23 protein-coding genes are annotated in these 26,234 nt (G+C 38.7%); 6 read left to right on the top strand and 17 right to left on the bottom strand.

Annotated features, from left to right (window positions below):
* Positions 1-21: 21 nt before the first annotated feature.
* The 4 genes from LVD16_RS24395 to LVD16_RS24380 form a co-directional block, all read right to left on the bottom strand.
* Positions 22-672 carry a 4'-phosphopantetheinyl transferase family protein gene (locus LVD16_RS24395; protein ID WP_233770920.1) on the bottom strand — a complete coding sequence of 217 codons (651 nt, stop codon included), beginning with the start codon at positions 670-672 and terminating at the stop codon, positions 22-24.
* Positions 669-1,079, bottom strand: coding sequence for a hypothetical protein (locus LVD16_RS24390; RefSeq protein ID WP_233770919.1), 411 nt, complete (start codon positions 1,077-1,079; stop codon positions 669-671). The genes LVD16_RS24395 and LVD16_RS24390 overlap by 4 nt, the downstream gene beginning before the upstream one ends.
* A 62-nt stretch (positions 1,080-1,141) precedes the next feature.
* Positions 1,142-1,810 (bottom strand): DUF4397 domain-containing protein, encoded by a 669-nt coding sequence (locus LVD16_RS24385; protein ID WP_233770918.1) that lies wholly within the window; start codon positions 1,808-1,810, stop codon positions 1,142-1,144.
* A gap of 106 nt (positions 1,811-1,916) precedes the next feature.
* Positions 1,917-2,939, bottom strand: coding sequence for a LacI family DNA-binding transcriptional regulator (locus tag LVD16_RS24380; RefSeq protein ID WP_233770917.1), 1,023 nt, complete (start codon positions 2,937-2,939; stop codon positions 1,917-1,919).
* A gap of 156 nt (positions 2,940-3,095) precedes the next feature.
* Here LVD16_RS24380 and LVD16_RS24375 point away from each other — a divergent pair, with 156 nt between their 5' ends.
* Positions 3,096-4,211 carry an ROK family protein gene (locus LVD16_RS24375; RefSeq protein ID WP_233770916.1) on the top strand — a complete coding sequence of 372 codons (1,116 nt, stop codon included), beginning with the start codon at positions 3,096-3,098 and terminating at the stop codon, positions 4,209-4,211.
* Positions 4,212-4,242: 31 nt separating this feature from the next.
* Positions 4,243-5,316, top strand: a complete 1,074-nt coding sequence (locus LVD16_RS24370; protein ID WP_233770915.1) for a formylglycine-generating enzyme family protein — start codon at positions 4,243-4,245, stop codon at positions 5,314-5,316.
* A 4-nt stretch (positions 5,317-5,320) separates the two neighbouring features.
* Here the strand turns inward: LVD16_RS24370 and LVD16_RS24365 are convergent, their stop codons facing one another.
* Positions 5,321-6,013: an NUDIX hydrolase gene (locus LVD16_RS24365; RefSeq protein WP_233770914.1), complete on the bottom strand. Its 693-nt coding sequence runs from the start codon at positions 6,011-6,013 to the stop codon at positions 5,321-5,323.
* Positions 6,014-6,147: 134 nt separating this feature from the next.
* On the opposite strand from LVD16_RS24365, the gene galK reads away from it, so the two are divergent.
* Positions 6,148-7,314 carry a galactokinase gene (galK, locus tag LVD16_RS24360; RefSeq protein WP_233770913.1) on the top strand — a complete coding sequence of 389 codons (1,167 nt, stop codon included), beginning with the start codon at positions 6,148-6,150 and terminating at the stop codon, positions 7,312-7,314.
* Between the two features lie 92 nt (positions 7,315-7,406).
* Here the strand turns inward: galK and LVD16_RS24355 are convergent, their stop codons facing one another.
* A complete protein-coding gene (locus LVD16_RS24355) occupies positions 7,407-7,643 on the bottom strand; it encodes a hypothetical protein (RefSeq protein WP_233770912.1) in 237 nt (78 codons plus the stop codon).
* Positions 7,644-8,098: 455 nt separating this feature from the next.
* On the opposite strand from LVD16_RS24355, the gene LVD16_RS24350 reads away from it, so the two are divergent.
* Positions 8,099-9,142: an App1 family protein phosphatidate phosphatase gene (locus LVD16_RS24350; RefSeq protein WP_233770911.1), complete on the top strand. Its 1,044-nt coding sequence runs from the start codon at positions 8,099-8,101 to the stop codon at positions 9,140-9,142.
* Here LVD16_RS24350 and LVD16_RS24345 read toward each other — a convergent pair.
* Entirely contained in the window at positions 9,139-9,621 is a 483-nt protein-coding gene (locus LVD16_RS24345) for a DUF4112 domain-containing protein (protein WP_233770910.1), read from the bottom strand. The genes LVD16_RS24350 and LVD16_RS24345 overlap by 4 nt on opposite strands.
* Positions 9,622-9,744: 123 nt before the next feature.
* On the opposite strand from LVD16_RS24345, the gene LVD16_RS24340 reads away from it, so the two are divergent.
* Entirely contained in the window at positions 9,745-11,412 is a 1,668-nt protein-coding gene (locus tag LVD16_RS24340; protein ID WP_233770909.1) for a DUF6909 family protein, read from the top strand.
* On the opposite strand, the gene LVD16_RS24335 is transcribed toward LVD16_RS24340, so the two are convergent.
* The 10 genes from LVD16_RS24335 to LVD16_RS24290 all read right to left on the bottom strand — a co-directional run bounded on the left by LVD16_RS24335 (position 11,405) and on the right by LVD16_RS24290 (position 24,809).
* The gene (locus LVD16_RS24335) at positions 11,405-14,254 is read right to left on the bottom strand and encodes a response regulator (RefSeq protein ID WP_233770908.1); all 2,850 of its coding nucleotides are present in this window, start codon (positions 14,252-14,254) and stop codon (positions 11,405-11,407) included. The genes LVD16_RS24340 and LVD16_RS24335 overlap by 8 nt on opposite strands.
* Positions 14,255-14,458: 204 nt before the next feature.
* Positions 14,459-15,949 carry an SGNH/GDSL hydrolase family protein gene (locus tag LVD16_RS24330; protein ID WP_233770907.1) on the bottom strand — a complete coding sequence of 497 codons (1,491 nt, stop codon included), beginning with the start codon at positions 15,947-15,949 and terminating at the stop codon, positions 14,459-14,461.
* Between the two features lie 15 nt (positions 15,950-15,964).
* Positions 15,965-18,796, bottom strand: coding sequence for a TonB-dependent receptor (locus tag LVD16_RS24325; RefSeq protein ID WP_233770906.1), 2,832 nt, complete (start codon positions 18,794-18,796; stop codon positions 15,965-15,967).
* Between the two features lie 151 nt (positions 18,797-18,947).
* Complete coding sequence (gene gldC / locus LVD16_RS24320) at positions 18,948-19,286, bottom strand: gliding motility protein GldC (protein WP_233770905.1); 339 nt, start codon at positions 19,284-19,286, stop codon at positions 18,948-18,950.
* Positions 19,287-19,327: 41 nt separating this feature from the next.
* Entirely contained in the window at positions 19,328-21,298 is a 1,971-nt protein-coding gene (locus LVD16_RS24315) for an acetoacetate--CoA ligase (protein WP_233770904.1), read from the bottom strand.
* Between the two features lie 13 nt (positions 21,299-21,311).
* The gene (locus tag LVD16_RS24310) at positions 21,312-22,241 is read right to left on the bottom strand and encodes a bifunctional riboflavin kinase/FAD synthetase (RefSeq protein ID WP_233770903.1); all 930 of its coding nucleotides are present in this window, start codon (positions 22,239-22,241) and stop codon (positions 21,312-21,314) included.
* Entirely contained in the window at positions 22,238-22,900 is a 663-nt protein-coding gene (gene truB / locus LVD16_RS24305; RefSeq protein ID WP_233770902.1) for a tRNA pseudouridine(55) synthase TruB, read from the bottom strand. Before truB ends, LVD16_RS24310 begins: the two co-directional genes overlap by 4 nt.
* Complete coding sequence (locus tag LVD16_RS24300; protein ID WP_233770901.1) at positions 22,900-23,697, bottom strand: undecaprenyl-diphosphate phosphatase; 798 nt, start codon at positions 23,695-23,697, stop codon at positions 22,900-22,902. The genes truB and LVD16_RS24300 overlap by 1 nt, the downstream gene beginning before the upstream one ends.
* A complete protein-coding gene (locus LVD16_RS24295) occupies positions 23,697-23,909 on the bottom strand; it encodes a DUF3098 domain-containing protein (RefSeq protein ID WP_233770900.1) in 213 nt (70 codons plus the stop codon). The genes LVD16_RS24300 and LVD16_RS24295 overlap by 1 nt, the downstream gene beginning before the upstream one ends.
* A gap of 3 nt (positions 23,910-23,912) precedes the next feature.
* A complete protein-coding gene (locus tag LVD16_RS24290; protein WP_233770899.1) occupies positions 23,913-24,809 on the bottom strand; it encodes a cell division protein FtsX in 897 nt (298 codons plus the stop codon).
* 164 nt (positions 24,810-24,973) lie between these two features.
* Between LVD16_RS24290 and LVD16_RS24285 the strand changes: the two genes are divergently transcribed.
* A protein-coding gene (locus tag LVD16_RS24285) for an IS3 family transposase (RefSeq protein ID WP_370687625.1) occupies positions 24,974-26,220 on the top strand; the annotation gives its coding sequence in 2 pieces (ribosomal slippage) (positions 24,974-25,325 and positions 25,325-26,220; 1,248 coding nt in all).
* Positions 26,221-26,234: the final 14 nt, after the last annotated feature.

Raw genomic sequence — 26,234 nt, 5'->3', positions numbered from 1 at the left:
AACAAGTTAACGTGTACTTGTTTATTGATGTTTAATTGACTTGCGAAGATCGTTAAAATCGATTTCTTTTAGCTCAAATGCCTCTACTTCTTCCGTTACCATAGCCATTTTATAACCATCAAGGTGATTAAAGAATTGTACTGGATGGGCAACACCATCATAGAATATTTCATTTCCCTTGAGCTCTACTTGAGTTAATGGTATTTCAAGACCTCTCCCTTCCAACTTAATAAAGGCCTCCTTAGCGCACCAGTGTTCAAAGAAAGTCTCAGGTTGATTATTTATTTTATTCCATTCGCTAGGTGTGAATTGCCTATGAAAATCTTCGAATGACATGGGCTTGGCTTGTTCTATATCCACACCCATACCAGTGGCTAGAGATAAAGCACAAACCACATAATCTCCGGAGTGTGAAATGTTGAATTGTAGCTCTTTTAAGAAGGGCTTTCCATTCTTTGTGGCCTGAAGATCAGATAATTGAAGGTTAGTGATGCCAAGTTGCTCAGCCCCTAATTTTAATAAGATTCGCCCTCCCAAGGTGGCATGAGCATCTTGCCAGCGTATGAACCGCTTTACACGATGTTGGTCAGTACTGTTCAGTTGAAAGAAATAATGATCAAATACCTGGGTTTCTATAGGATCTGCAACAGATGCATACAGAATGAGAATCATTCGCAGTCTTTTTTTCTTAAAGTAAAGGAATGTTCTGAATTTAATTGAGATTTATCCTTAAATATTAACTTCTCTCCTTCGTTGATCATCTCACCATGCGCCTCGGTAAGGCTTCCATCAGAATTAATGATAAAAGCTACTTGCCTAACAGATTCTTGGCCTTCAGAATTATGAGTATAATCCATGAGAAGCAGGGAGTCACCGTGCAGCTCACCTTTTACAGTTCCTGTGTTATCATCTTTTTCAAAGAAGTTATAGGTTAAAGTTCCTGTATACTGCTCATCTGTGTTTAAAGTTAGCGCTACAGTGTCTTTTTTAATATTACCTTCATAGCATCCACTAATATCTTTTTTAGAGGTGCATGCCGATGTGATGAACAGGGCGGTTATGATTGCTAGATATTTCATAATGAAAAAGGGAGCAAACATAATGCCTGCCCCCTCGATCGTGCTATAATCTTTGTGTACACTTAGCTATTAGTCAAGATTTTAATGCTTGCTTCAGGTTGGTCATCTTCAGGATTTTCATAGCCCTGGCAAATAATAGTGTAATACTTTCCTACTAAGAGCTGAGTGCTGGTAGCGGTGGCTACAACTTCATCATTTTCATTCAATACTTCAAAAATCGCTGGTTGACTATCGACAGGAGCAAAGGAAGTGTAGCCTCTGAACACCACGTTGTTGTATAAATTACTCTCATCAGCCTTGATCTTTAGGCTTAAGCGATCAGCATCAGGGATAAGATTTACAAATCTGATAATGGCCTTTCCTTGTCCGTCTTCAATAGCTTCATCTTTAAGCAATAAAGGTCTTATGTCGTCATCTTCACCTGTGAGATAAATAGAATAAAATTTACCTTCATCGAAGAAGTAGGTTAAGCTGGTAAGTGAATCATTATTACTGAAATTCAAAAATTCAAATTTTCTGGTGCCGGCTTCGTAGCGGTAGTAGTTAGAATAGCTGCCAAATTTAAACTCAGAGGTAGAAATTTTCTGACTATCAAGCTTAATGGTCATCGATACATCAGGCACACCCTGATATATGGCAATGCCACTTACGGGAGTATAATCAATTGTAGGATCATCAGTGTCAAGACAAGCCGTAAGAGACAATGAGATAAATAATATTGAACAGATCATTAAATATGATCTGAGACTATGAGTTTGCATTCTAGGTTAATTTAGCGTTCATTTAATATGACCCTTTATCTTGAAAGATCGTTGGAACGCTAACCTGTAAAATGTCTTATTTTTTGGCAGATGATTCCCGGATGATCAGCTTGGTAGGAAGGAAGGTGCCTTCGCTGCCATTATTCTTATCCTTGCTGTCTATTTTCTCTAATAATTTACCAATGATAGTTTCAGAGATTGTATCTATAGGTTGAGCTATGGCTGTAATGGATGGCTTACTTACTCTAAAAAGGTCATTATCATCAAAAGAGACCACGGCCAAATCTTCTGGGATCTTAAGGTCAAGCTGTGCGATGGCTTCTAGTCCGCTCACTCCCAAGTAGTTAGTGCCGAAAAGGATAGCATCGATGTCTGATTCCTTTTGGAAAATTTTCTTTAAATCCTCTACTGACTCTACATAGTCCTGTCGGAATGGGATGGCATGGGTGACAGGTTTTAGGGCATAGTCCGTCATAGCACGCTCGTAACCTTCTTTACGGCTGAGCATTTGTGGCTGGTTAGACTGTATGGTTACAAAGGCTATTTTTCTGTACCCATTTGTTATCAGGTGCTTGGTACCTTCGTAGGTACTATGGTCATTGTTTACCATCACATAGTCTACCTCAATACTTTCAATATTTCTATCTAGCAAAATGATGTTTTCACCACCATCTACCAATTTTTTAATATCATCAGTAAGGGCTAGAGTAGGAGTAATGATGTAGCCATCTACACCTAAGCGGTGAAACATCTGAAGAAATTCCTGTGCTTTTTGACTGTTGTTTTCGGTACTGCAATAGATGATTTTATAACCATGCTCATATGCTTTTTCCTCTATTTGCTTGGCTATGCTGGCAAAAAACTGGTTGCTGATATCTTCTACCATCAATCCGAGTATTTTCGTTTTACCAGTACGTAAGCTCTGGGCAAATTGGTTAGGCGTGTACCCAACTTCGTCCACAAATTTTAACACTTTTTCTACCAAAGCCTCGCTTATTCTTTTTTCCTTGGCTTTTCCATTTAAAATAAATGAAACAGTAGTTTTTGAAATGTTTAAGCTGGTTGCAATGTCCTTAATAGAGAATTTGTCTTTCTTCATGTTACTTCAATATAACCCAAATATACCATTATTAAAATCATTTTGCCTCATAGAGGTTTCTGTGGAGTGAAGTTGTATAAAATTATTCATGCTAAATCGATTTTTTGATTAAATTTGGGTCTAGTTTACATTAACCTTTGAAAAGCAACTACTCTGATGGACATATCTCATGATGACAGGACGGTGATGACTCTGGATGCAGGGGGGACAAATTTTGTTTTTTCTGCTATTCAATATGGAGAACAAGTGGTGAAGGATATCGTATTGCCTTCAAATGCTCTAAATCTGGAGCTATGTCTCAAAACCCTAATAAAAGGATTCGAACAGGTGAAGGCGGCGCTTCCAAATGAGCCGGCAGCCATTAGTTTTGCCTTTCCGGGGCCTTCAGACTATAAATCTGGTGTAATTGGTGACTTAGCCAACTTACCGGCCTTTCGCGGTGGAGTAGCGCTGGGTCCTATGTTGGAAGATCATTTTAAAATACCAGCCTTTATTAGTAATGATGGTGATCTGTTTGCTTATGGAGAAGCTATGGCTGGATTTCTCCCTTATATCAATGAGCAATTGTGTAATGAGGGTATCAGTAAGAAATATCAAAACTTGCTTGGCATCACCCTGGGCACCGGATTTGGTGGAGGAATAGTGGTGAATAACCAACTTTGTGAAGGGGATAACTCTGCCGCTGGAGAAATCTGGGCGATGCGTAACTTTAAGAATACCAGGCTTACAGCCGAAGAAGGAGTGAGTATAAGAGCGGTACAGCGCGTTTATTCCGAGAAAACGGGAATCGAAGAACTGCATACCCCAAAAGATATTTATGACATTGCCACAGGTAAAACTGAAGGTGATCAGGAGGCTGCTTTGTTTGCATTTGATGAAATGGCCATTGCCATAGCCGAATCACTGGCTAATGCCATCACCTTGATTGATGGGGTAATTGTAATTGGAGGAGGAATCTCAGGTGCTTATTCATTAATAGCTGATAAAATTCTTCAGCACATGAATGGAACTATTGAAAACGTCAGTGGCGATCAAATGCCGAGATTGGCCTCTAAGGTTTATGATGTGGAACAGCCAGACCTTCTTAAAAAATTCCTTCGAGATAATGTGAAAGAAGTAGAAGTGCCATTCTCAGGTCGAAAGGTCACTTACATGGCGGATAAAAGAATACCCATTGGTAAATCCAGGTTGGGTACCAGTAAGGCCATTGCATTAGGAGCCTATGCCATTGCGCTTCAAAAGCTATCTGATAAAACCAGTGTAAATCTTTAAGTATAAGCCAGCTGTTTGATAGTTTTGGAATATGAGTAAGATTCTTGCACTAATTAGCATATCTGTATTACTTCTTTCTTGTAGCACTAATGAAAAGAAAGAAAGTAAGCACAATACGATAAGTCAACACGCACAGAACAAAAAAGTCATAAAGCCAGACTCGGTTCCAGAAGGGATGGTATTTATTCCCAACGGTACTTTTGAGATGGGTGGTAAGTCAGATCAGGCAGATAAAGATGAATTTCCAAGACATGATGTTCAGGTTTCAGCCTTCTTCATGGATGAAACGGAAGTGACCAATGCTGAATTTAAAGCATTTGTTGACGCCACCGGATATAAAACTATTGCAGAGCGAGACATTGATTGGGAAGAGCTGAAAGGTCAACTTGCACCCGGCACGCCAAAACCAGCAGATTCCTTACTGAAGGCCGGCTCCCTGGTATTTCAATCCACAGATGGGCCAGTAGACTTAACCAACTATTCTCTTTGGTGGAAATGGGTAATTGGAGCCAACTGGCAACATCCGCATGGGCCGGGAAGTGATATTGAAGATAAAATGAATTATCCCGTAGTGCATGTTGCCTGGGAGGACGCTCAGGCTTATGCCCAATGGGCCGGAAAGAGATTACCAACAGAGGCAGAGTGGGAGTGGGCTTCAATGGGTGGACTAGATGACGTAAAATACCCTTGGGGTAATGTATCCGTAGAGAAGGCTTATGATAAAGCGAATTTCTGGCAAGGGTTTTTCCCATACGAAAACCGCAAGGAAGATGGGTATGAAGAATCTGCACCCGTAAAGTCTTACCCAGCGAATGGTTATGGTTTATATGATATGGCGGGAAATGTATGGGAATGGTGCTCAGATAAATATCATGTAAATACTTATCAGGCTATGAAAAATGAGGGATTGGCTTCCAACCCTACCGGACCTAGAGAATCCTTTGATCCAGATGAGCCTTTAGTGCCTAAATATGTCATGCGTGGAGGCTCTTTTCTTTGCAATGACAGCTACTGTAGCGGATACCGTGTAGCCCGACGAATGAAATCTAGCCGGGATTCAGGGCTTAACCATACTGGGTTTAGGTGTGTAATGGATATCAGATAATGCTTTACTTCAAGGCAAATTCTATATGATAGCCCTTATCTCTTAGCTCTTGATATTTCTCTTTATCAAATTGGTAGAAAAAGGCCCCTTTCTTTGATCCGGATTTATCCTTCTTATCTTGCTTTACCAAAAGTTTGGTAGATAAAATCTTCTTTCTAAAGTTCCTATCATCTAACGGTTGACCATAAATGGCTTGATACAATTGTAGTAATTGCGGCATGGTGAAGTTTTCAGGCAGCAATTCAAATCCCAAAGGCGCATTCTTAGCCTGAAATTTAAGTTTGTCCTTTCCATTTTCCACCATTCTGGGGTGGTCCAAAATCATTTCTGGTAGTTTATCTACATCAAACCATTTTGCACCGTGCGCCTGCGCTATATCTTTAAAAAGCTGATCTAGTTTAATCAAGCTCCAATAAAGTATAGAAATTACTCTACCTCCCGGATCTCTTTGGGCCTTTCCGTAGGTGTGTAGTTGCTCTAGAAATACATTTTCCAAGCCGGTAAACTCTTTAAGTACACGCTCAGCACATGAGTAAATATCTTCACCATAGTGCACCAGGCCACCTATAAGTGACCACTGACCCGCGAAGGGTTCTATTTTTCTTTTGAACAGTAAGACTTTTAATTTTTCTTCTTGTACATCATATCCAAATACCAGGCAGTCAATCGCTACCCACATCTGGTCGGCATTATACATAGTCATTAATTTTGTTGATCTTTAAACTACGCGTGAAAAACGGTTTTAAAAAATAAGCGTAAAAAATACGTTTAAAATAATTGGGTTTCAGCTTTAAATTGCTAATATTGGCTATAATTGTTAAAACTACACTCATGAATCCAACAATACTAGAAAAAATTAAATCTACTTATGAAAAAGAGTTTGGTGAGGCTCCTCAGCTCATTGTGAGATCACCAGGACGTATTAATTTAATAGGTGAGCACACTGATTATAACTTGGGATTTGTACTTCCTGCAGCCGTAGATAAAGGAATTTACATGGCCTTTGGTAAAAGCGAAGGCGATACTTCAAGGTTAGTATCAGTAGATCAGCAGGAGGATTTTAGTTTTGATATAAAACAGCCCACTTTCAAGGTAGAGCAGCAGTGGTATAACTACATCATAGGCACTTCCTCAGAGTTGATTGGATTGGGAGCCGAAGTAGAAGGTTTTAACATGGTTTTCAGCGGTGATCTTCCTCAAGGTGCAGGTATGTCTTCTTCAGCGGCATTAGAGTGTGGTACGGCTATAGGTTTGAATACATTATTTGATCTAAACCTTTCTAAAGAAGAATTGATTAAAGCATCTCAGAAAGCTGAGCATAATTATGTAGGTGTAATGTGTGGAATTATGGATCAGTTTGCTAGCACCATGGGCAAAGAGGATCAGGTAATACTGCTGGATTGTCGTTCTCTAGAGTATGATTACTTTCCTTTGGAATTAAATGCCTACAGCCTTTTACTCTGCAATAGCAATGTGAGTCATAACTTGGCAAGCTCTGAATATAATGTGCGCAGAGCACAGTGTGAGGAAGGTGTGGCAATTCTTAAAAAGCATTACCCACAAGTAACTTCTTTGCGAGATGTTACTATGGAAATGTTAGAGGAGCATAAAGCAGAGTTTGACAGTGTGGTTTATTTGCGATGCAAGTATGTGGTAGAAGAGAATGAAAGAGTAGAAAACTTTTGTGATGCCTTGAAAAGACATGATTTGGATGAAGTTTCTGATATTTTGGCTTCAGCTCAGCATGCTATGAAAACTGAGTATGAAATCACTTGTCCGGAGATAGATTTTATGGCTGATTTTGCCAATGAAAAAGAGGAGGTAAAAGGCTCAAGAATGATGGGTGGTGGTTTCGGCGGCTGCACTATCAATATTGTGAAGAACGAATACAGAGAAACCTTTAAAAAAGAATTATCAGCTCAGTATAAAGCTAAGTTTGATATTGATATAGACTTTTATGATGTGAATATCAGTGATGGTGCTCACGTTATGAGTTAAGATGTAAACTTCATAAAGAGAAACTAAGCCGCATTATTTTGATGCGGTTTTTTTATTGATTTAAAACAGATCGAGGATAGGAGCAAGAAGGACTAGGCAGTTTCACTTTCTATATCAAGAATCATTTTTTCAACCTGATCTACAAAATCCTCTGCGTGCTTGCAATCGAAATAACTTAGTAGATGCTTTGACTCATGGTCTCTCAAAATAAAGTGCTCTTTGAAAAAGGCTACTTTTTCATCTACCGAACCTAGCTTTTTGTAAGTTTCACGCTGTAGTGTGTTTTCTAATATGTATTGGATTTTGTCTTTCACAATATTTGATTGCATCAACTCAGATCTTGACGATTCTGATTGGTTCTCTGGGAGATTTATTGAATTATAAGGTCCATCCATACACTGCCTTTTCTATGAATTTACGTAAAATAAAGCTTTTTTTCTATAATTGATTCCGGTATTATAGTAGGTGTTTTTACCTAATTTTGTAGGTGTTTTTACTTACAAACGCATGAATATGATCTTGGAAATTGTAATGAAAAATCACTTTTTCAACTTGAACACTGCCCTAATTTATGGGTGAAAAAAGTATTTTAATTTTTTTTATTGTAATCTATACAGAGAGACTACTGAGCAGAAGTTCAGATCCTTCCAAACCATGTGTCATAATCTCTCTCCTCTGTGAAATCTTTATATTTTAATGTTACCTAATGGGAAAATACTACCTCATAATTGAATAGTGGCTTCCACATAGTCAAACATCCACGTACTTGGTGTGTTGAAAGAATATGAGTAAGAAAGCAAAGGCCAACCAATTCGAAAATAAGTTAGATGAAGCAAAGCTAAGTGCTAAAGAGAAGCTTGGCTTGTTTGATAAAGTCATAATATATCCTTTTTTGGGTTATAGCAATGGCGAGAAAAGTCTGATACGAGGCCGGGTGATGGAGAAGAAGCCTATTATTCATGATGATCATGAGGAAAGTGATAGCCTTTGGACGAATCTGAAAAAGATAGTATCTCGCTATGAAAGTGATGAGATTCCGCATGTGCAGATTAGCGCTACTATGGCTGGCAATCAGGCACATACCTATGCAGATGAAGACGGTTACTTCGAACTTTGCATGCACCATGAGCAGGGAGATTTGGAAAACGGTTGGAATGAGGTGATCCTGGAGATTGAGTCTATGCCGTTTGATTTAGACTTTATGAAATCGGCCAGGGGCGAAATATTGGTTTGTAATCAGGAAGCTGATTTTGGTGTTATATCCGATGTTGATGATACTATTATTCAGTCGCATGCTACTAACTCACTAAAGAAGATATACACGCTCTTAAAGTATAATTCTGAAAGCAGAACGCCATTTAAAGGGGTAGAAGAGCTTTATAATCTAATCGTTAAAGAGAATAAGAATCCGTTGTTTTTCATCTCCGGTAGCTCTTATAACCTTTATGATTTGCTGGTTAAATTCTGTAAGCATCATAATATTCCAAAGGCCCCGTTTTTATTGAGAAATCTGGGTTTAGATAACGATAAGTGGTTCAAGCACAGTACCGATAAATATAAGATCGGCTATATTGAAGATATTCTTGCTATGTATCCTGAGCTACCATTTATACTCATAGGAGATAGCGGACAAAAGGATCCTGAAATTTATGCTTCGATATATGAAAAATACCCCAAGCAGGTGAAAGCCATCTACATAAGGCATGTAGATGGTGATGAAAGACTAAAGGAAGTGGAAGCTATTGGAGCTAAACTACCAATAGATTTTCTCGTAATGGAACATTCTAAAGAAGCTATTGCTCACCTGAAAGAGAAGAGCTGGGTTTAGAATAACCATTCGAAGAATTCTACCATTAATTTCACTACGGCGAATAATACGATCAGTAAAACTATGCTCCCGATAATTAACCATGTGGTAATTATTCCTTTACCGGATCCCTGGTGCTTCCCTTCTTCATAGTATTCCTTTAAGAGCTTAACGTTCTTATTATTAGATCGGTAGAATACATCAAATACGGTTCCTACAATAGGTATGGCACCTATCAGGGTGTCGAGAGCAATGTTTCTTACCATTTTCACTACCACCTTTTGGCTGGCTCCATGGTTAGACATGTGCCACACGAGCATACCACTGATGAGAAAGGTAATAAGATCACCGGCCACTGGAAATAGGCTGAGTATAGGATCTAGTCCAAATCTAATTTTGGTGCCGGGAATGGTGAATTTGCTATCTAATAAATTAGCGATGCTTTCTATATGTTGAATGTCACTTCTAGACTTGCTGGGGTAAATAATTGTTGGTTCCATGCGCTATTAACTTTAAAAACAATGCCAAAGAATTACGGCATTATTAACTTTGCATGCTTTTAAGGTTTCATAGAGTGATCTAGTGGAATTTTAAGTAGTTTCGTTAAAGATGAATTATTAGCTATGACAGGATCAAAAGAAAGAACAAGAGAATCGCGCGCAGCCATAGAAAGATTATATATCACCATGAGGCATTTTCTCATTAGAGGAAGTTATAAGCCATTAGGGGTTTCAGGTAAGTCACTGATTGAGGCACTTTATACACTGAAGCCGGAAATATACGGTACGGTGGCAGACCCAAGCAAGGTGGAATTAGATGGATTATTATATGTAATTGAAAGATTGCCGAAAGGCATAGAAGAATGTCGGTTCATTAAGCTTGTGGCCAGAGAAGGTTACGAGGAGGCTGGGCATGTGGCTATGATTCCTGTGAAAAGACGAAGAAACTGCTTCCGAATAGATGAGGAAAGAATGTACATAGAAATGACCAGAGGGAAGAGTGATATTTATGATATTCTTACCCACCTTACATTCTTATTCATTGAAGGCGAGAAAATTAAAAACCACTCTTTAGATCAAAAAGGAAGGATTATAGATGACTGGTATCGTCTGGAAGAAATAGTAAAACTTGAAGAGGCAGGAGAGGAGTTTGACGAGAAAAAGGCTGCTGTTTACCTGAGTAACTTCCTGGGTAGAACCATCAAAGAAACACAAGTGGCTATTGAGAAATTTAATAGCTGTAAAAACTGTAATAGCCTTTACCATTTGGTTTATTGGTTAGGCCAAACAGCTATAAATGAAGCTCTTGAGGGGCTTGATAAAGAAATTACATTTAGCTCTAAGCTCAGAGAGATCATTGGTCATCATATTTATGGTGAGAAATGGGCAAGGAAAATTAAATCTTATATCCATGGAAAAGGCTTGCATAAAAGGCCAATCCATATTATTAGTGCCAACCTGCACAGTTTCCTCAACGCTATTTATGGAGAGAGTGCTTTAGAAGATGAAAACTTCTCTTCCTTAGAAGAACTGGCCACACTTACTAGTAAAGAAGAGAATGGTGATATGAGAAGGAGCATTCATGAACATGCTCTTGAACATGGTATGCATGAAATTCAGGATCAGTCAGGAACTAATCTTTCTGTACAGATTTTTGACCTGGAGAAATTTGATTTGGAGAAATTGCCAAAAGCCATCAGGCCGGCATCTATGATTGAGCCTCCGGTTCTTATCGTAATGGATTATGCTTTTGGCGAGCAGGCATTTGAGTGTATGGACGAATTGCTAAAGCCTTATGAAGAAGGTACAAAGGTTCATGATTTAAATATTAAGTCTGTTTCTATTATGGGTAAAGCAGGTATCCTTACAGGAAACAAGAGTGATATTATGTTGCCAACAGCACATGTTTTTGAAGGTACTGCAGATAACTATCCAATCGAGAATGATCTGGATCCGGATGAGTTTAAGGGTAAGATTTCTACTTATGTAGGAACAATGATCACCGTGCTAGGTACCTCTTTACAAAACAGAGATGTACTTAACCACTTCCTTACCTCTACTTGGAATGCGGTGGGTCTTGAAATGGAAGGTGCCCATTATCAAAAGGCAATACAATCTGCTGCCAGAATAAGAAAAAGTATAGATGAGAATGTAAAAGTGAGGTACGCCTACTATGCATCTGATAATCCGTTGGTTACGGGAAGCACTTTGGCTTCAGGTAGTCTTGGATTAGAAGGGGTGAAGCCTACTTATATGATCACAGAAGCAATCTTGAAAAAGGTCCTTATATAAGGGCCTTTAATCTTTTTTCACACAGATCAATAATAGTGTTGCTGAGCTGCTTTACATTTCTAGCATTGTTATTAGCAGCTTTTTTATCATACTTTTTGTCTTGAAGAAGCTCTCTGCCTTTATTGATCTGCTCATCTAGTAGCCTGATTTCCAGCATTTTTAAGGTAGGCAATATTCTATGGTGAGTGGCTTCAATATCCTCGAGGTCTTTATTAACTAATGCCTTAATATACTGATCTCTAAACTTCCCTAATTCTATGATAAAGGTTTGTAATAGCTTGATCATTAGAGGAATATTCTTGTCCGCCAGGGCTTCTAGCTTATTTAAATTAATAAACTGGGGTTTTGCTGGAGCCTTTGTAGTTTCGGTAAGTGGCGGTTGTCTAAACTCTCTGTTAATATTAAATAATATTTTCTCTTGCAGGTCTCTGGGATTAAATGGTTTAGATACGAAGTCATTCATCCCGGCGTTCATAACATCTGTCCGAATATCTGAAAGGGCTGAGGCAGTAAGCGCAATGATAGGTATCTCTTCATGCTTCTCACTCATTCTTCTAATCTGTCGGCTAGCGGTATAACCATCCATTTCAGGCATTTGCAAATCCATCAAAATCAGGTCATACGCATTGTTGGCCACCATGTAAAGTGCTTCTTTACCATTTTCAGCCTGGTCTACGGCTATTCCCCACATTCTAAGAAACTTCATAGCCACCATCTGATTGATCATGTTGTCTTCAACCAGCAAAACCTTCAGGTCCTTTAACTGGGCATCAATATCTTCAGAATTATTGAAAGACTCTTTCTGAATACCATAATCGCTCTTTCTAAAACTTATGGTAAAATGAAAATTAGAGCCTTCTCCAAGTGTGCTATCTACCTTTATTTCGCTGTTCATGAGATGAGTCAGTTTTTTTGTGATAGCTAGGCCCAGACCAGTGCCGCCATACTTTCTGGTGGTTTCTTTCTCAGCTTGTGTAAACTGATCAAAAATGTTATTGATCTTATCAGGAGCTATACCAATACCAGTGTCTTTCACTGAAAATTCAATGTCTACGGTATCACCATGATCTTCGGTAACATGGGCGGATAGAGTAATGGAACCTTCATTGGTGAACTTAATGGCATTACCCGAAAGGTTATTGAGAATTTGACTGAGCCTGGTGGAATCACCCACTACATACTCCGGAACTTTAGGATCGATCCGTAGGTGGATATCCACCTTTTGCTTCTTAGCCCTTAAAACCAAAGATTGCTTTATGCCATTAAGTATATTTAAAAGATTAAAATCTATTAACTCAAGAGACACCTTGCCAGCCTCTATTTTATTAAAATCGAGGATGTCATTAATTAAGGCCAGCAGATTTTCAGCAGAAAATTTCAAGGTATTTAAATTCTCCAGCTGATGTTTTTGAGGCTCCTCTTCTAGTAGAATATGGCTCAGGCCTATTACTGCATTCAGCGGTGTACGTATTTCATGACTCATCACCGAAAGAAAGTCGGCCTTTGCCTGGGAAGCTTTTTCTGCCTCTTCCTTAGCATATAGAAGTTCTTCTTCCTGCACTTTTTCTCTGGTGAAATCCTGGAAGACACCAACAATTTTTACTGCATGATCTCCCTTCCATTCTACAGTGCCAATGGAACGTACCCAGGTCCGATTTTTTTTGGCTGAGATAATTCCTAATTTAATATCCCAACCTTCACCAGTTTTGATGGCTCTGGAAAGTAGCTCTTTCATAATGGGCTTTGACTGCTCATCGTAGAAGTCGATACTTTTTTCCAGTGTTGGTATATAATCTAGCGATACATCATGAATTTGCTTGGTTATGCTCGACCAGAACATAGTGTTTTTAATTAAATCAATCTCCCAGTGACCTATATTAGCCATGGATTGAGCCTGGCTAAGTAGAGCTGATTGCTTTTGTAGCTGAGTTTCATAGGCTAACTTTTCAATGGTATTACCTAGCCAGTTACATACAAGCCAAATAAACTCAATTTCTCTCTTGTTGAAGGGGAGAGGTCTTTTATCTGGAGAAAGTAAACTAAAGGTGCCATAACACATGCCATTGACCCATATTGGTACTCCTATAAAACATTCTATTTTAAAATCTGCAATCCCAGGTCTGATCGTGTGGTTGGAGGCAGAAATATTTTCAATGGTTACTATCTTCTTCTCTTGGTAGGGGATATGGCAATATGTATCATTTAAGTCATAGATCTTATTTTTATCAATGGCCATACTCGGGTGTGTGGCGTAAGAATCAATGACCTCTAGTATATTATTTTCTATTTTGCTGATCACAGCCAAAGGCATGTTAAAATAGGTAGCCAATATTTCTATGGCTCTATTGATCTGCTCGGTATCATTAATGTGATTAGATAAGGTGATCTGGTTGAAGAGGTCTATATGAGCCAGCAGCTCGTCTAGTTGACTCTCGTTATGCTTCAGCTTATCTTCAGTAACTTTCAGTTGATTAATGTTTCTGGCCACAGCCCGAATGGATAGAACGATATCATCTTGAAAAATCATCCTTACATTCTGACCTACCCAAATGAGGCTGCCATCTTTGGCCACCATGGCAAACTCGTAATATGAGTCTTTGGTTTTGGTATCTCTTTGGCGTTTGTAGAATTGAACCAGGTCATTTCTTTGGTCTTCCTTTACAATATCAAAATACCTTATTTTCTTAAGCTCTTCTTTCGAGTATCCAGAGTACTTGGCTAAACTATTATTGGCATATTTAAAACACCCGGCATGATCCAGTTCATAGATCATATCTTCCAGTGATTCGACTATTTCTTCAAAGCTTGAAGGGACTGATGGAATTTTGGTGTTTCCTGTCATTAATAATTAAGATATCAATTTGGCTACTGAGATATTAGAAGATGTAATATTAACTTCTCTTAATATTTTATTGGATTGAAAGAATAGCCTACTCCTTAATTAATATGCCGTATCATTAGTTCCTCCATGCATGTTTTTTCCGCTTTATAAACAAAAAGCCCTCACTTTTTGGGTGAGGGCTCTTTTGTGTATAACTAAGACTCCTTATTGGAATAACACTGTCCTATATGTTGTGGAATTAACTTTTGGAATATTGGAATCATGCTTTTCATTAATGAAGTCGATCAGATAGTTTGCTAAGATGGCATGACCACGTGGGTTAGGATGTATGCCATCCGTTGAAAACAATCCAGAGGGGCTGAAATCAGGAGCTATGGTAACGCTTTCATAAGAGATTCCTTGTACTCCATCAGATGCAGCTTGAGCTTCCGTTGATAGCGCTAGCTGGGCGGCAAGTTCAGGCGTAAGACCGGCAAGATCAGCGAATAAAGGCTGAATGTCAAACATATCCACCCCATCAACCGAAGCAGCTATACCTTGGATTACTCCATTATAGGTTGCCCTTGCTGTAATAATTGCAGTTTGTTCCTCTAGCGTAAGTACATACTGATCCCCAGCAGGTTGCTGGGTACCTATACCACTTTGTAGTGCAGTAGAAGTAGGTAGTGGAACTAAATCAGTGGGTTCTGTCTGACGATAGTTTGGAAGTCCTAATGCTGATAAATCCGTTAAATCTTCATCTACCATTACAAAGGCATTCTGACCAGCTGCAAAAGTGATAGTACGTCTTTCAGCTTCCGCCTCATCGATGAAGCCACCCATTTTAGCTAACTGGAGACCTCCGTTATATTCTGCATAACCTGCATTTAACTGTCCTGCCGTGGCTTCATCCAATGGAACGGGATTGTAAGGCACAGCCCTGAAATATGGAATCAAAAGGACTGGAGGTATGTTTATCACAACTCCTTTTGCTCCTTTACCTGCCAATTGTCCAATGATTGATGAATAGTCTGCAGTAAATTGTGATTGGGAATAGAATGCAAGAGGAGCATCTCCAACACCACCGCTTGAAGCGTAGTTAAGCACATCATTGTTCCCTATCCATAAAGTGAAGAAAGTTGGATCAGTAGCCAATGCATCACCTAATACGGTTGATTGACCAGGTACAGTAGCAAATCTTGCATAAAATCCGTTAGCAGCTAATGCTGGAGTTAGTAAGTCTGCTGTTCTAGCTCCAGGAACACCAAAGTTATTAAGGGATGTCTTATCGCCACCGAAGGCTGTTATTACATCTCCAGGTGTTGTGGGTACCGGACCTGGAATTGATGTATCCAGAATAAACTTTCCAAATGTGGCAGTTTGAGGGTCACTATTCAAACTGATATTATAACCATTCACAGCATTAATATCTGGCTGATTAAATTCTGAACTAAAACCGGCCTTAATCAACTGGTTACCAATGATATTTGGAAATGAACTGTTTTGGCCTTCAGTGTATAAGGCCGCATCCATTAAACCCGCTGTCAGAGAATTTCCCAACGAAATATAATTTGAGAAGTCTGCGTCTCCACTTGAATAGCTTATCTCTATGGTATTATCTTGAATCCTTTTTTCGATCAAATCTTCTTCCGTGTCGCAAGAAAAAATGAGTGTGGCTGCCATTGTAGCAATAGCAATATTTTTAATGTTTTTCATTTTCTCAATTATTAATTAGTTGAAAAATTGGTCAAACGTTAAGCTTAGGTAGTAAATACCACCAACTCTTGGGTTGCCAAATGAAGTAGTATACCTCTTATTAAGAATGTTAGATCCTCCTAATTTTAGGGTAGACTTAAGGCTTGGTAGCTTGTAGCTCACCTGAGCGTCAACTGTTCCAAATGCAGGGATTACACCCTCTCCAAACGAAGCTTCCCAGAAGAATGCATCTTGCCACCTGTAGTTAACAGAAAATCCAAAATGGTCAGTTACTCTTCTGTTAGCAAATTTAATGTTGTATCTCCATTCAGGTGTATTGAAGAATGCATTAAAGCCCTTCTCTTGTAATTCATCAGCATTAATTAATTCATTGTAAGCTACGTTACCACCTATTTGGTATCCTTTTGGTAAAGAGTAATCAACTCCAATAGCAAAGCCTTGAGCATTCACTGTTTCATCAGAATTAACGTCAAAGCCATATCTTGCTGTAGCGACAGAACCATCTACAATTTCTTGCTTTGATGCTGCAGGGCCAGAATATAAAGGTGTAGCTCCTCCTGTATTAGTGTTTCCGCTAGCTGTTTGAATGAGATCAACCTCTGTGATAAAGTCTGTATAGCTACTATAATAGTAATAAGCATCTACCATTAGCTTATTGCTAATTAAGCTCTTGTAGCCCAATTCATAAGTGCTCACTTTCTCTGTTTCAAATTCAAAATCATCCCATGGCTGAAGCTGATCGATTGACATCTCACCGTTTCTTACTGCCTGAATGTCTTTTAGGTTATAAACTGAATTTGTTCTGAAATTGAACTGATCTACCAAAGACTCATTACTACCTACTAACCTTCTGCTTACTACATCAAGATTGATAAATTGATCTTGTGTGGTAGGTATTCTAAATCCTCTTTGATAAGAAGCTCTAAGATTGTGGTTTTTCTTTTCACCTAAGGAGTAAACAGCTGATAGTCTTGGTGATATCTGTCCGTCGAAATACTCATTTTTGTCATATCTCATTGAGCCAGTTAAATCTAACCTCTCATCGGCAACTGATTTTTTCACTTGAATGTATCCGCCAAATTCGCTGATTCCGAATTCATCACCTGAATCAATATTTTCCAGAGCAAATAAGGTTCCTCCAGAGCTTAGTGAATATTGTCTGTAGTTACCCCCAACAATGATTTCAGCGAATTTGATCTGATTGGCAAAGTTATACATACCCTCTACATGATAGAGGCTTGTTTCGTCCAGGAATCTAGCTCCACCTTCAGAAATTGGTGTTTCTCTTAATCTATCAAAGGCTTCATTATATTCTGCAGAACCAACGGTTAATCTATCAGTATTAGCTCTTGCGTATTGATGAGACGCTTCAACAGATTGACCTGACGTACGAGCACCAACCCAGTTTTGGAAATAAGCTGGTATATAAGTTTCAGCATTGATGAGAGAAGCTAGAGTGTTAGCTGCATAGCTGTCTCCAGCATCTTCTTGTGTGGTATATGCTCTTAAGAAGAAGTTAGATCCTCTAAGTTCTAATTTACCTGTCCAGATAGAAAAGTCATCAAGAACGAATCTGTCATTTGCGGTGTACACCGTACTACCAAATCCAATGTTATATTGGCCAATTAGCTCTAATTCATCAGTAAGTCTGTAATGCAAAGCCGCACCAAATTTTAAACTTTCAGTAGTATTGTCAGCAAACTCTCTTTCAGAGAATCCTAGTGGAGTGAAGTTTCCCTCTTCACCATTAGGAATTAAAGGTCTTATTGCTGCAATTTGAGCACCGGTTGCGCCGCCTCCTGCAATTACGCCATCAGCTACGCTACCTAAGTTTACTAAAGGCTCACCATATACGTTTACTCCATCATAAACTCTATTGTTATCTCTGTATCCAGGCTGGCTTGGATCATAGTTAGCACTAGTTTCTACAATGTTGCTTTGGTCTCTGTAATCTACCGCTCTGAAGTCGTTAGCTCTTAAATATGAAGCGGTTACTTTGAAAGCGAACTTATTGTTAAAAGCCTTTGCATAGCGGAATGAATAGTCATTATACACTGACATATCATCGTCTTCACCATCAACATGGTTTACACCCACTTTAGCCATGGCGCTAAGTCCTTGATATTCAAAAGGACTTTTACTATTCATAAGTATTATACCCTGGATAGCATTAGGCCCATATAATGCAGAGGCGGCACCTGGAAGTATTTCCACACTCTCCAAATCCAAATCACTTATACCCACGATATTTCCCACAGGGAAGTTAAGTCCTGGAGCTTGGTTATCGATACCGTCTATAAGCTGAACAATTCTATTATTACCATTGGCACCAAAACCCCGAGGGTTAATTGATTTAAAAGTCATACTTTGAGTACTTACATCTATACCTTTTAGATTGGCAATGGCATCGTAGAAACTTGGGGCTGCAGTTTCCTGAATCGCTCTGATGTCCATTTTTTCAATGGAAACAGGAGATTCCAGAATGTTTTCTTCGACCCTGGATGCAGATACCACCACCTCCTGGCCTAGCATAGTACCGGATGTAAGTGAAATGTCTATAGTGGAGACTCCTCCTGTCACTTCTTTTTCCTGAGAAGAATATCCGATAAATGAATATACTAATGTAAAAGGAGGGGCTTCATTCACTGTTAAAGAATAACTACCATCTGTAGATGTGATGGTACCAATTACCTTACCTTTTACAATAATGTTTACACCGGCCAAAGGATCACCTGTTTCACCATCAGTTACCTTACCTGATATAGTGGTGCTTTGTGCCAAAGAGAAATGAATACTCCCTAAAAAGCAGAGAATGAGAAGTATTCCCTGAGTAAAAATTTTTTTCATAGTCATTGAGTTAATGATAGGTTATCATGAGAAAAAATAGCTGAGGGGTGTAGCTCAGCTAAATCTAACTCAATGTACAAGAATTTCTCTTAAATATTAAGCATGCATAATATTTTTTCGGAAACGGTTGCGGATTTTTAATACTGGCAGTTTAGTTTCCTTCTGCCTCTCTTTTAAGATGTTCCACTAGTTTTTCGCAAAGATCATTGATTTCTGTTGACATAAATTCGTCACCAGTGCTTCTTAAAATAGTCTGAGCCATTCCACCCAGGCAGTCAACGTAAAATCTTTTCATTTCGTCTACAGGCATATCTTTAGTCCATAAATCTATACGCATAGTATTTTTCTGAACATCGTCCCATAAAGAAACGCTTATGCTTTTAGTATCGTCAATCTGACCATCAGGCTTTTCTGTAGCATCCCATTTTATTCTCTCAGGTATATTATCTGCATCTAACTCTACAGTGAAATTGATTTCTGACTTCTTCATCTATATTTTGTTTTATCAAACTACAAAGGTATGCATATGCTTTAATCCTCCTTCAATTCTTGAGATAGATTAATGAAAAAATCCATTGATTCAGGATTTCTTAGGGCATCCTTATTCATAGCAGATTTGATATCCATACCCATCAGCACCTTTTTTACCGGGGCTTCAGTTTTCTTTCCACTAATGGTATAAGGAACATCTTTCACAGCTATGATTTCATCAGGTACATGCCTTGGAGAATAATGACTTCTTATTGTCGAATTAATTTTTTTCTTAAGCTCTGGGGTCAGAGTCTGGTTATCTTGGGGAACCACGAATAGTGGCATGTAAAAGTCACCTGATTTCTTTTCAATGCAGATGATTAAGCTGTCCTTAATCTCTGGGATGTGATCTACTGCTCTGTAAATTTCACTGGTACCTATTCTGACTCCGCCTCTATTAAGTGTGGCATCTGACCTCCCAAAAATGATGATACCCTCACGTGGTGTTATTTTAATCCAATCGCCATGTCTCCACTTTCCTGGAAACATTTCAAAATAGCTGCTTTGGTATTTTTCATAATTATCATCATTCCAGAAAAAGACCGGCATGCTGGGCATAGGTTTAGAAATAACCATTTCACCTACTTCGTCTTCCACAGGTTTTCCCTCTGGGCTATATGCTTCAAGCAAGCAGCCTAAAGCTCTTCCCTGTATTTCTCCTACATAAACTGGCCATGTGGGAATGCCCCCTACAAAAGCACTACATACATCTGTACCACCACTCATAGAAGTGAGCCAAATGTCAGATTTTATATGATCGTAAACATAATCAAAACCTTCAGGAGGAAGGGGAGAACCAGTTGAGCCTATCGATACCAGAGCTGATAAATCATATTTCTCACTTAGTCTAATTTTCTCTTTCATATTGGCTACAATATAGCCCGCACTGGTGCCCAAGTGAGTTATTTTGAGCTCTTGAGCTAGCTCCCATAATGCATCAATTTTTGGCCAAGCTGGGCTGCCGTCGTATAGAATTACCGTCCCTCCGCATAATAAAGCACTTTGAATATAGTTCCACATCATCCAACCGGTAGTAGTGAACCAAAAGCATCGGTCTCCAGGTTTCACGTTTTGATGAAAGGTCATGTACTTATAGTGTTCCATGAGAATGCCTCCCTGACTGTGGGTGATGGCCTTTGGTATTCCTGTAGTTCCTGAAGAATATAGTACCCATATGGGGTGATCAAACGGTACTCGGGTAAATTCGAACGGTTGAGTAGTTGGTGCAATATCATTCCATAATGCGCAGTTCTCTAGCGATGGATTTTCGGCTGAGATATATGGAATTAAAAGCGTGTGTTTTACAGAGGTGAGTGATCTTTGTAATTCAATAACCACCTCGGTTTTATCGAAGGTTTTTCCTCCATATCTATAGCCGTCTACAGCTATTAATACTTTCGGTTGGATTTGTTCGAATCTGTCTATGACTGAGCTGAGACCAAAGTCCGGAGAGCAACTCGACCAAATAGCACCAAGACTGTTGACCGCAAGAAAAGAAATGGTAGCTTCTATGCAGTTAGGCACATATGCCACTACGCGATCACCAGATTCTACTCCCCAGCTTTTTAATTGATAGTGGAGCGCTGTTACTTTTTCTCTTAGCTCTTTCCATGAGATTTCTTGCGCCTCGGAACCTTCTCGCTTGGCAATAATTGCAGGTCGTTCATCAGTGTATGACCTGAAAATGTGCTCAGCATAGTTTAGCTTCGATCCTTCGAACCATTTAAAGAAGGGCATTTCGTAACCTGAAAGTACAGACTCATAATGGCCTCCCATAATGTCAAAATATTCCCAAAGGCCACCCCAAAAATCTTCAAGGTGGTCAGTAGACCATTGCCATAAGGCAGAGTAATCTTTAAATGACAGGTTTTTGTGCTGTTTGAGCCATGAAGTAAAATCCTGTAGGTTGGTGTTTTCTATAAATTCTTTACTGGGTGACCATAATTTCTTTAGATTTTCCTGAGGGTTCATAGCGTTTACAGTTTCACGTTTTTAAAATTCTTTCAGCTGTTATTTTATCCTGCGTCAATTGGTGGGTGAGAGCGTCAATATCTGCAAACTTCATCTCGTTTCTTATACGACCAATAAAGTTAATCAAAATTGACTCTCCATATATATCCTGGTTAAAGTCAAATATGTTTACTTCAATAGTCCTTCTTGTTCCAGAAACCGTGGGGCGGTATCCTATGTTTAGCATGCCGTTATATAAATTATGAGCATACTTTACCTGTACAGCATAAGCGCCATCAGCAGGTATTAGTTTGTGTCTAAAATCAACTTCTATGTTTGCGGTAGGGAAGCCGATCATTCTACCTAACTTTTCTCCTTTCACTACACGGCCATTGAGACTATATGGACGTCCTAGCAGAGCATTGCTTACTTCCAGATTTCCTTCAGAAAGCGCTTCTCTAATTTTAGTGGAGCTTACGCCAATATTATCAATGTCCTGTCTGGAGATTTCTTCAACTTCAAAGCCATATGTGCCAGAGTTGGCTTTTAAATGTTCAAAGCTGCCTTCCCTGTTTTTTCCGAACCTATGATCATATCCAATCACCAATTTCTTGGTGCCGATGGTATCTACTAAAACTTTTTTGATAAATTCCTCTGAAGTAAGATTCGAAAACTCTTTTGTAAAAGGAATTCTTAGTAGATGGTCAATACCTTCTTTCTTTAAAAGCTCGGCTTTTTCTTCGAACGTGTTGAGTAATTTAAGATCAGTGTCGTCAGGGTATAAAACTAATCTGGGGTGCGGCCAGAAAGTGATCAGAACCGATTCGCCCTGATTGGCTTTCGCTATTTCATTGATACGTTTTAGAATTTTTTGGTGGCCGATGTGAACACCATCAAATGTGCCGCTGGTTACTACTGCATAATCAAGCTTTTTGAAATCTTCTATGCCGTGGTATATCTTCATTCCCTTTTTGTTGCCTCTTCAATTGTTTGGGCGTCTTCTACCTTGAAATCGCCGATTCTTGTTCTGCGAAGTTCGGAGAGATAAGCGCCAACTCCAAGTGATTGACCAAAGTCGTGAGCTAAACTTCTTATATATGTGCCTTTAGAACATATGATCTTAAAATGCACTTCAGGCAAGTCAATAGCAGTAATTTCGAAAGATTTAACTTCTACATTTCGTGATTTAAGCTTCACTTCTTCTCCCTTACGTGCTCCTTCATAAGCTCTTTTTCCGTCTACTTTAATTGCAGAGTAGATAGGTGGGGTTTGCTCTATAATTCCGGTGAAAGCCTCAGTGGCCCGATGGATTTGATCAGATGTTAAATGGTCAATAGAAGTTTCACTATCCACTTCAGTTTCAAGATCATAAGAAGGGGTGGTTTTTCCTAAATAGAATTTACCAGTGTATTCTTTTTCTTGTCCCTGGTACTTTTCTATTTGCTTAGTCATTTTACCAGTGCATAAGATGAGTAATCCTGTGGCTAATGGGTCTAGAGTACCGGCATGCCCAATTTTTTTAACCTTTAGGGCATATCTAAGCTTTTTCACTACATCAAAAGATGTCCATTCTAATGGTTTGTCAATGAGTATGACAGAACCTTCCGGTTGTTGATTATCCATTACAAATAAGCGACTGATAAAACTACTAGTGCTACTATGATACAGTAAACTGCGAAGTAGATAAGTTTGCCTTGTCTTACAATTCTTATCATCCACTGGCAAGCTAATAGGCCTGACACAAAAGCGGCTATAAAGCCAGCGATGAGAGCAACTCCTGATATATCACCAGCAGCCAGCTCGGGCTCTTTTATGAAGTCTAATGTCTTTAATAATGCTGCCCCTAAAATAGGAGGGAGAACCATAAGAAATGAGAATCTGGTAGCTCTTGACTTCTCCACACCTAAATATAAAGATGTGGCTAGGGTAGTTCCTGAACGAGAAATCCCGGGCAAAATGGCTATAGCTTGAGCCAGACCAATAATTATAGCTCTTCCAAATGTTACTTTCTTAGTTCCGTCTTTTGTGTAGTAGGTAATAGTAAGAAGAAAACCAGTGATCAGTAGCATAAAAGCCACAAAGGCTATGTTTCCAGCGAAAAGGGCCTCGATCTTATCTTCGAATAGCACGCCAATGATACCCACTGGGATCATACTTAGCGCAATCTTAGCTACAAATTGAGTAGACTCGTTCCATTCAAATTTGAAGAGATCTTTGATGATCTCAATAATATCTTTTCTAAAGATCACTATCGTACTTAGTGCAGTAGCTGCGTGAACTATGATCGCGAAAAGTAGGTTGTCACTTGACTGAACGTTGAGCAGATAAGCGCCAATCTCAATATGGCCACTGCTACTTACAGGTAGAAATTCAGTAAGTCCCTGGATGATTCCAAGGATAATTGCTTCAAGAAGACTCATTAACTCTCTTTTGGATTATGAAGAATAGCTACTAACTCAATAATAAATCCGGCCATAACGGTGATAGGACCTAAGGTGAGTCCTAAAAATCCGAAGCCGAAAGGCTCTGAATCTACACTCATAATGATGAAGCCAACTACTAATACAGCCAGCCCAATTAACATTAATCTATAATTCTTTTTTCCAAAAGGAAGCTTACTCTTATTATCCATGTTTTAATATAGTTCGTCTAATGACATTCTTAGGTATTTTTTTACGGCCCTTAATGTGCTGAAGAAGCCAATAACAGCGCCGGCAAAAAGTAATGTAGCAAAAAGTATTAATATCTTTTCAGGCTCATAAAGGTTTTCCAGCTGAGGGAATTCGCTATAGGCATATTGCATCAATGCATATAATGAAGCACTGGCTACAATGCCGCTTATAAGGCCATGCATTGTGGCTCTTCCTAAAAACGGTTTTTGTATAAATGATGCTTTGGCGCCTACTAATTGCATACTTCTGATAAGAAAGCGCTGTGAAAATAGTGCGAGCTTGATGGTGTTGTTGATCAGGATGATAACCACTAATAGGAGGATAACAGCAAAACCAACTAACAATAGGCTGATAGTAGTGATATTCTCATTAATAGAATCAACTACATTTTTCTGATATTCAACCTCAAAAACTCCATTTATAGCTTCAATGTCCTGTTGAATGGAATCTAGCTTTTGGCTGTTTTGATACTCTGGAGATATTTTTAGCGAATAGGCATCCCTCAGTGGATTTTCACCTAAGAAATCACTGAAATCTTCGCCGGTTTCTTTAATGAAATCTTCAGCGGCCTCTTCTTTAGAAACAAAACTGATTTGTACCTCATCATCTTTTTCAGAAGCGTAATCCTTAGATGAAAGAGTTTTCTGGATCTGGATACGTTGATTATCAGTTATATCTTTATCCAGATATACCTGTAATTCAATATTATCTTTGATCAGCTCTGATAAACGATTAGTGTGTAAGATGAGTAAACCAAATAAACCTATCACTAAAAGAGCCAGCGTAATGCTGAATACGACGCTTGTATAAGGGTAACTTCCTAGCTTTTTCTTCTTCTTACTTTTATTATCTTTTTCCACGCAGATTATTTGATTAACCCAAATTTAATAATTGTGAGTTAAGTTATTAAACGAAGCGCAAAATAAAACCATGCGTAGTAAATAAAAAAGCCCCTGAGGTTATCAGGGGCTTTTTATTTTATATTGTCCCGTCCTGAAATAAGTTGACATAAACCAGACTTATAATGAAACAGGACAAAAAGAATTCAGAAAAAGCCAAAAAGCGTACCCAACGGGATTATACCTTAGGCTTTAAATTATCAGTAGTAGATTTAGTAGAAAAGGGCGATCTGACCTATAAGCAAGCACAAAGGCGTTATGGTATTCAAGGAAGAAGTACGGTTTTAACTTGGTTAAGAAAGCATGGACGATTAGATTGGAGTCAACCCTATATCCATTTTAAAAAGATGCCAAATTCAGAAGAAACTCCTGCACAAAAAATCAAGCGTTTGGAAAAAGAACTTGCAGATGAAAAAGCAAGAAACCTAGTTTTAAATAGAATGATCGACATATCAGACAAAGAGTTTGGAACAGCGATCAGAAAAAAGCACTTGCCCGGACAGCAAGAGAACTCCAGCAAGAAAGAAAGCTAAGTTTAGCTCATGCTTGCCGCTTGTTCGGGATAAGCCGTCAAACTATTTACCAGCACGAAAAAGCATGGCTTGAAAGAGAGTCTGATCTTCTACTTGTAAAACAACTAGTTGAGAACAAAAGAAGGTTAATGCCTCGCTTAGGGACACGCAAACTATATGCTTTACTCAAAGCTGACTTTGTTGAAAATGGAGTAAAAATAGGTCGAGATGGACTGTTTGATTACTTAAGAAGAGAAAGGATGTTGGTTAAACCAAAGAAAAATTACACAAAAACGACTCACTCAAAACATTGGCTTCGCAAGCATCCTAACCTGTATCAAAACAGAAAGCTGAGTAGACCAGAAGAGGTATTTGTAAGTGACATCACCTATATAAAAACAGATCAGGGGACACATTACCTCTCATTGGTAACAGACGCGTACTCAAGAAAAATTGTAGGCCACCATTTAAGCAATGATATGAATGCAGAAAGTGTCGTGAAAGCATTAAAAAAAGCTTTTAAAAGTAGAAAAACAACCAAAGACCTTATTTATCATTCCGATAGAGGTTTACAATATTGTTCTGAAATATATCAAAGAGAACTAAAAAATAACCGAGTTACTCCTTCTATGACTGAAGGATATGACTGTTATCAGAATGCATTAGCAGAGCGTGTAAACGGAATTCTTAAGGGAGAATTCTTGATCCATCAATGTAAAACTGTGGAAGAATTAGAACGCTATTTAAGTGAATCTATTAACACCTACAATAACATAAGACCTCATTTGAGTTTAAATATGAAAACCCCAAATCAAATACATGAAAAAACCACAGAAGAATATCCTGTGGTTCTTAATTAATTTTTAATTAAAAT

Origin of the sequence: Fulvivirga ligni, from assembly GCF_021389935.1 — a bacterium.
GTDB lineage: Bacteria > Bacteroidota > Bacteroidia > Cytophagales > Cyclobacteriaceae > Fulvivirga > Fulvivirga ligni.
The sequence above is the reverse complement of the archived record's forward strand: the minus strand, read 5'-3'. Positions and strand labels throughout refer to the sequence as shown.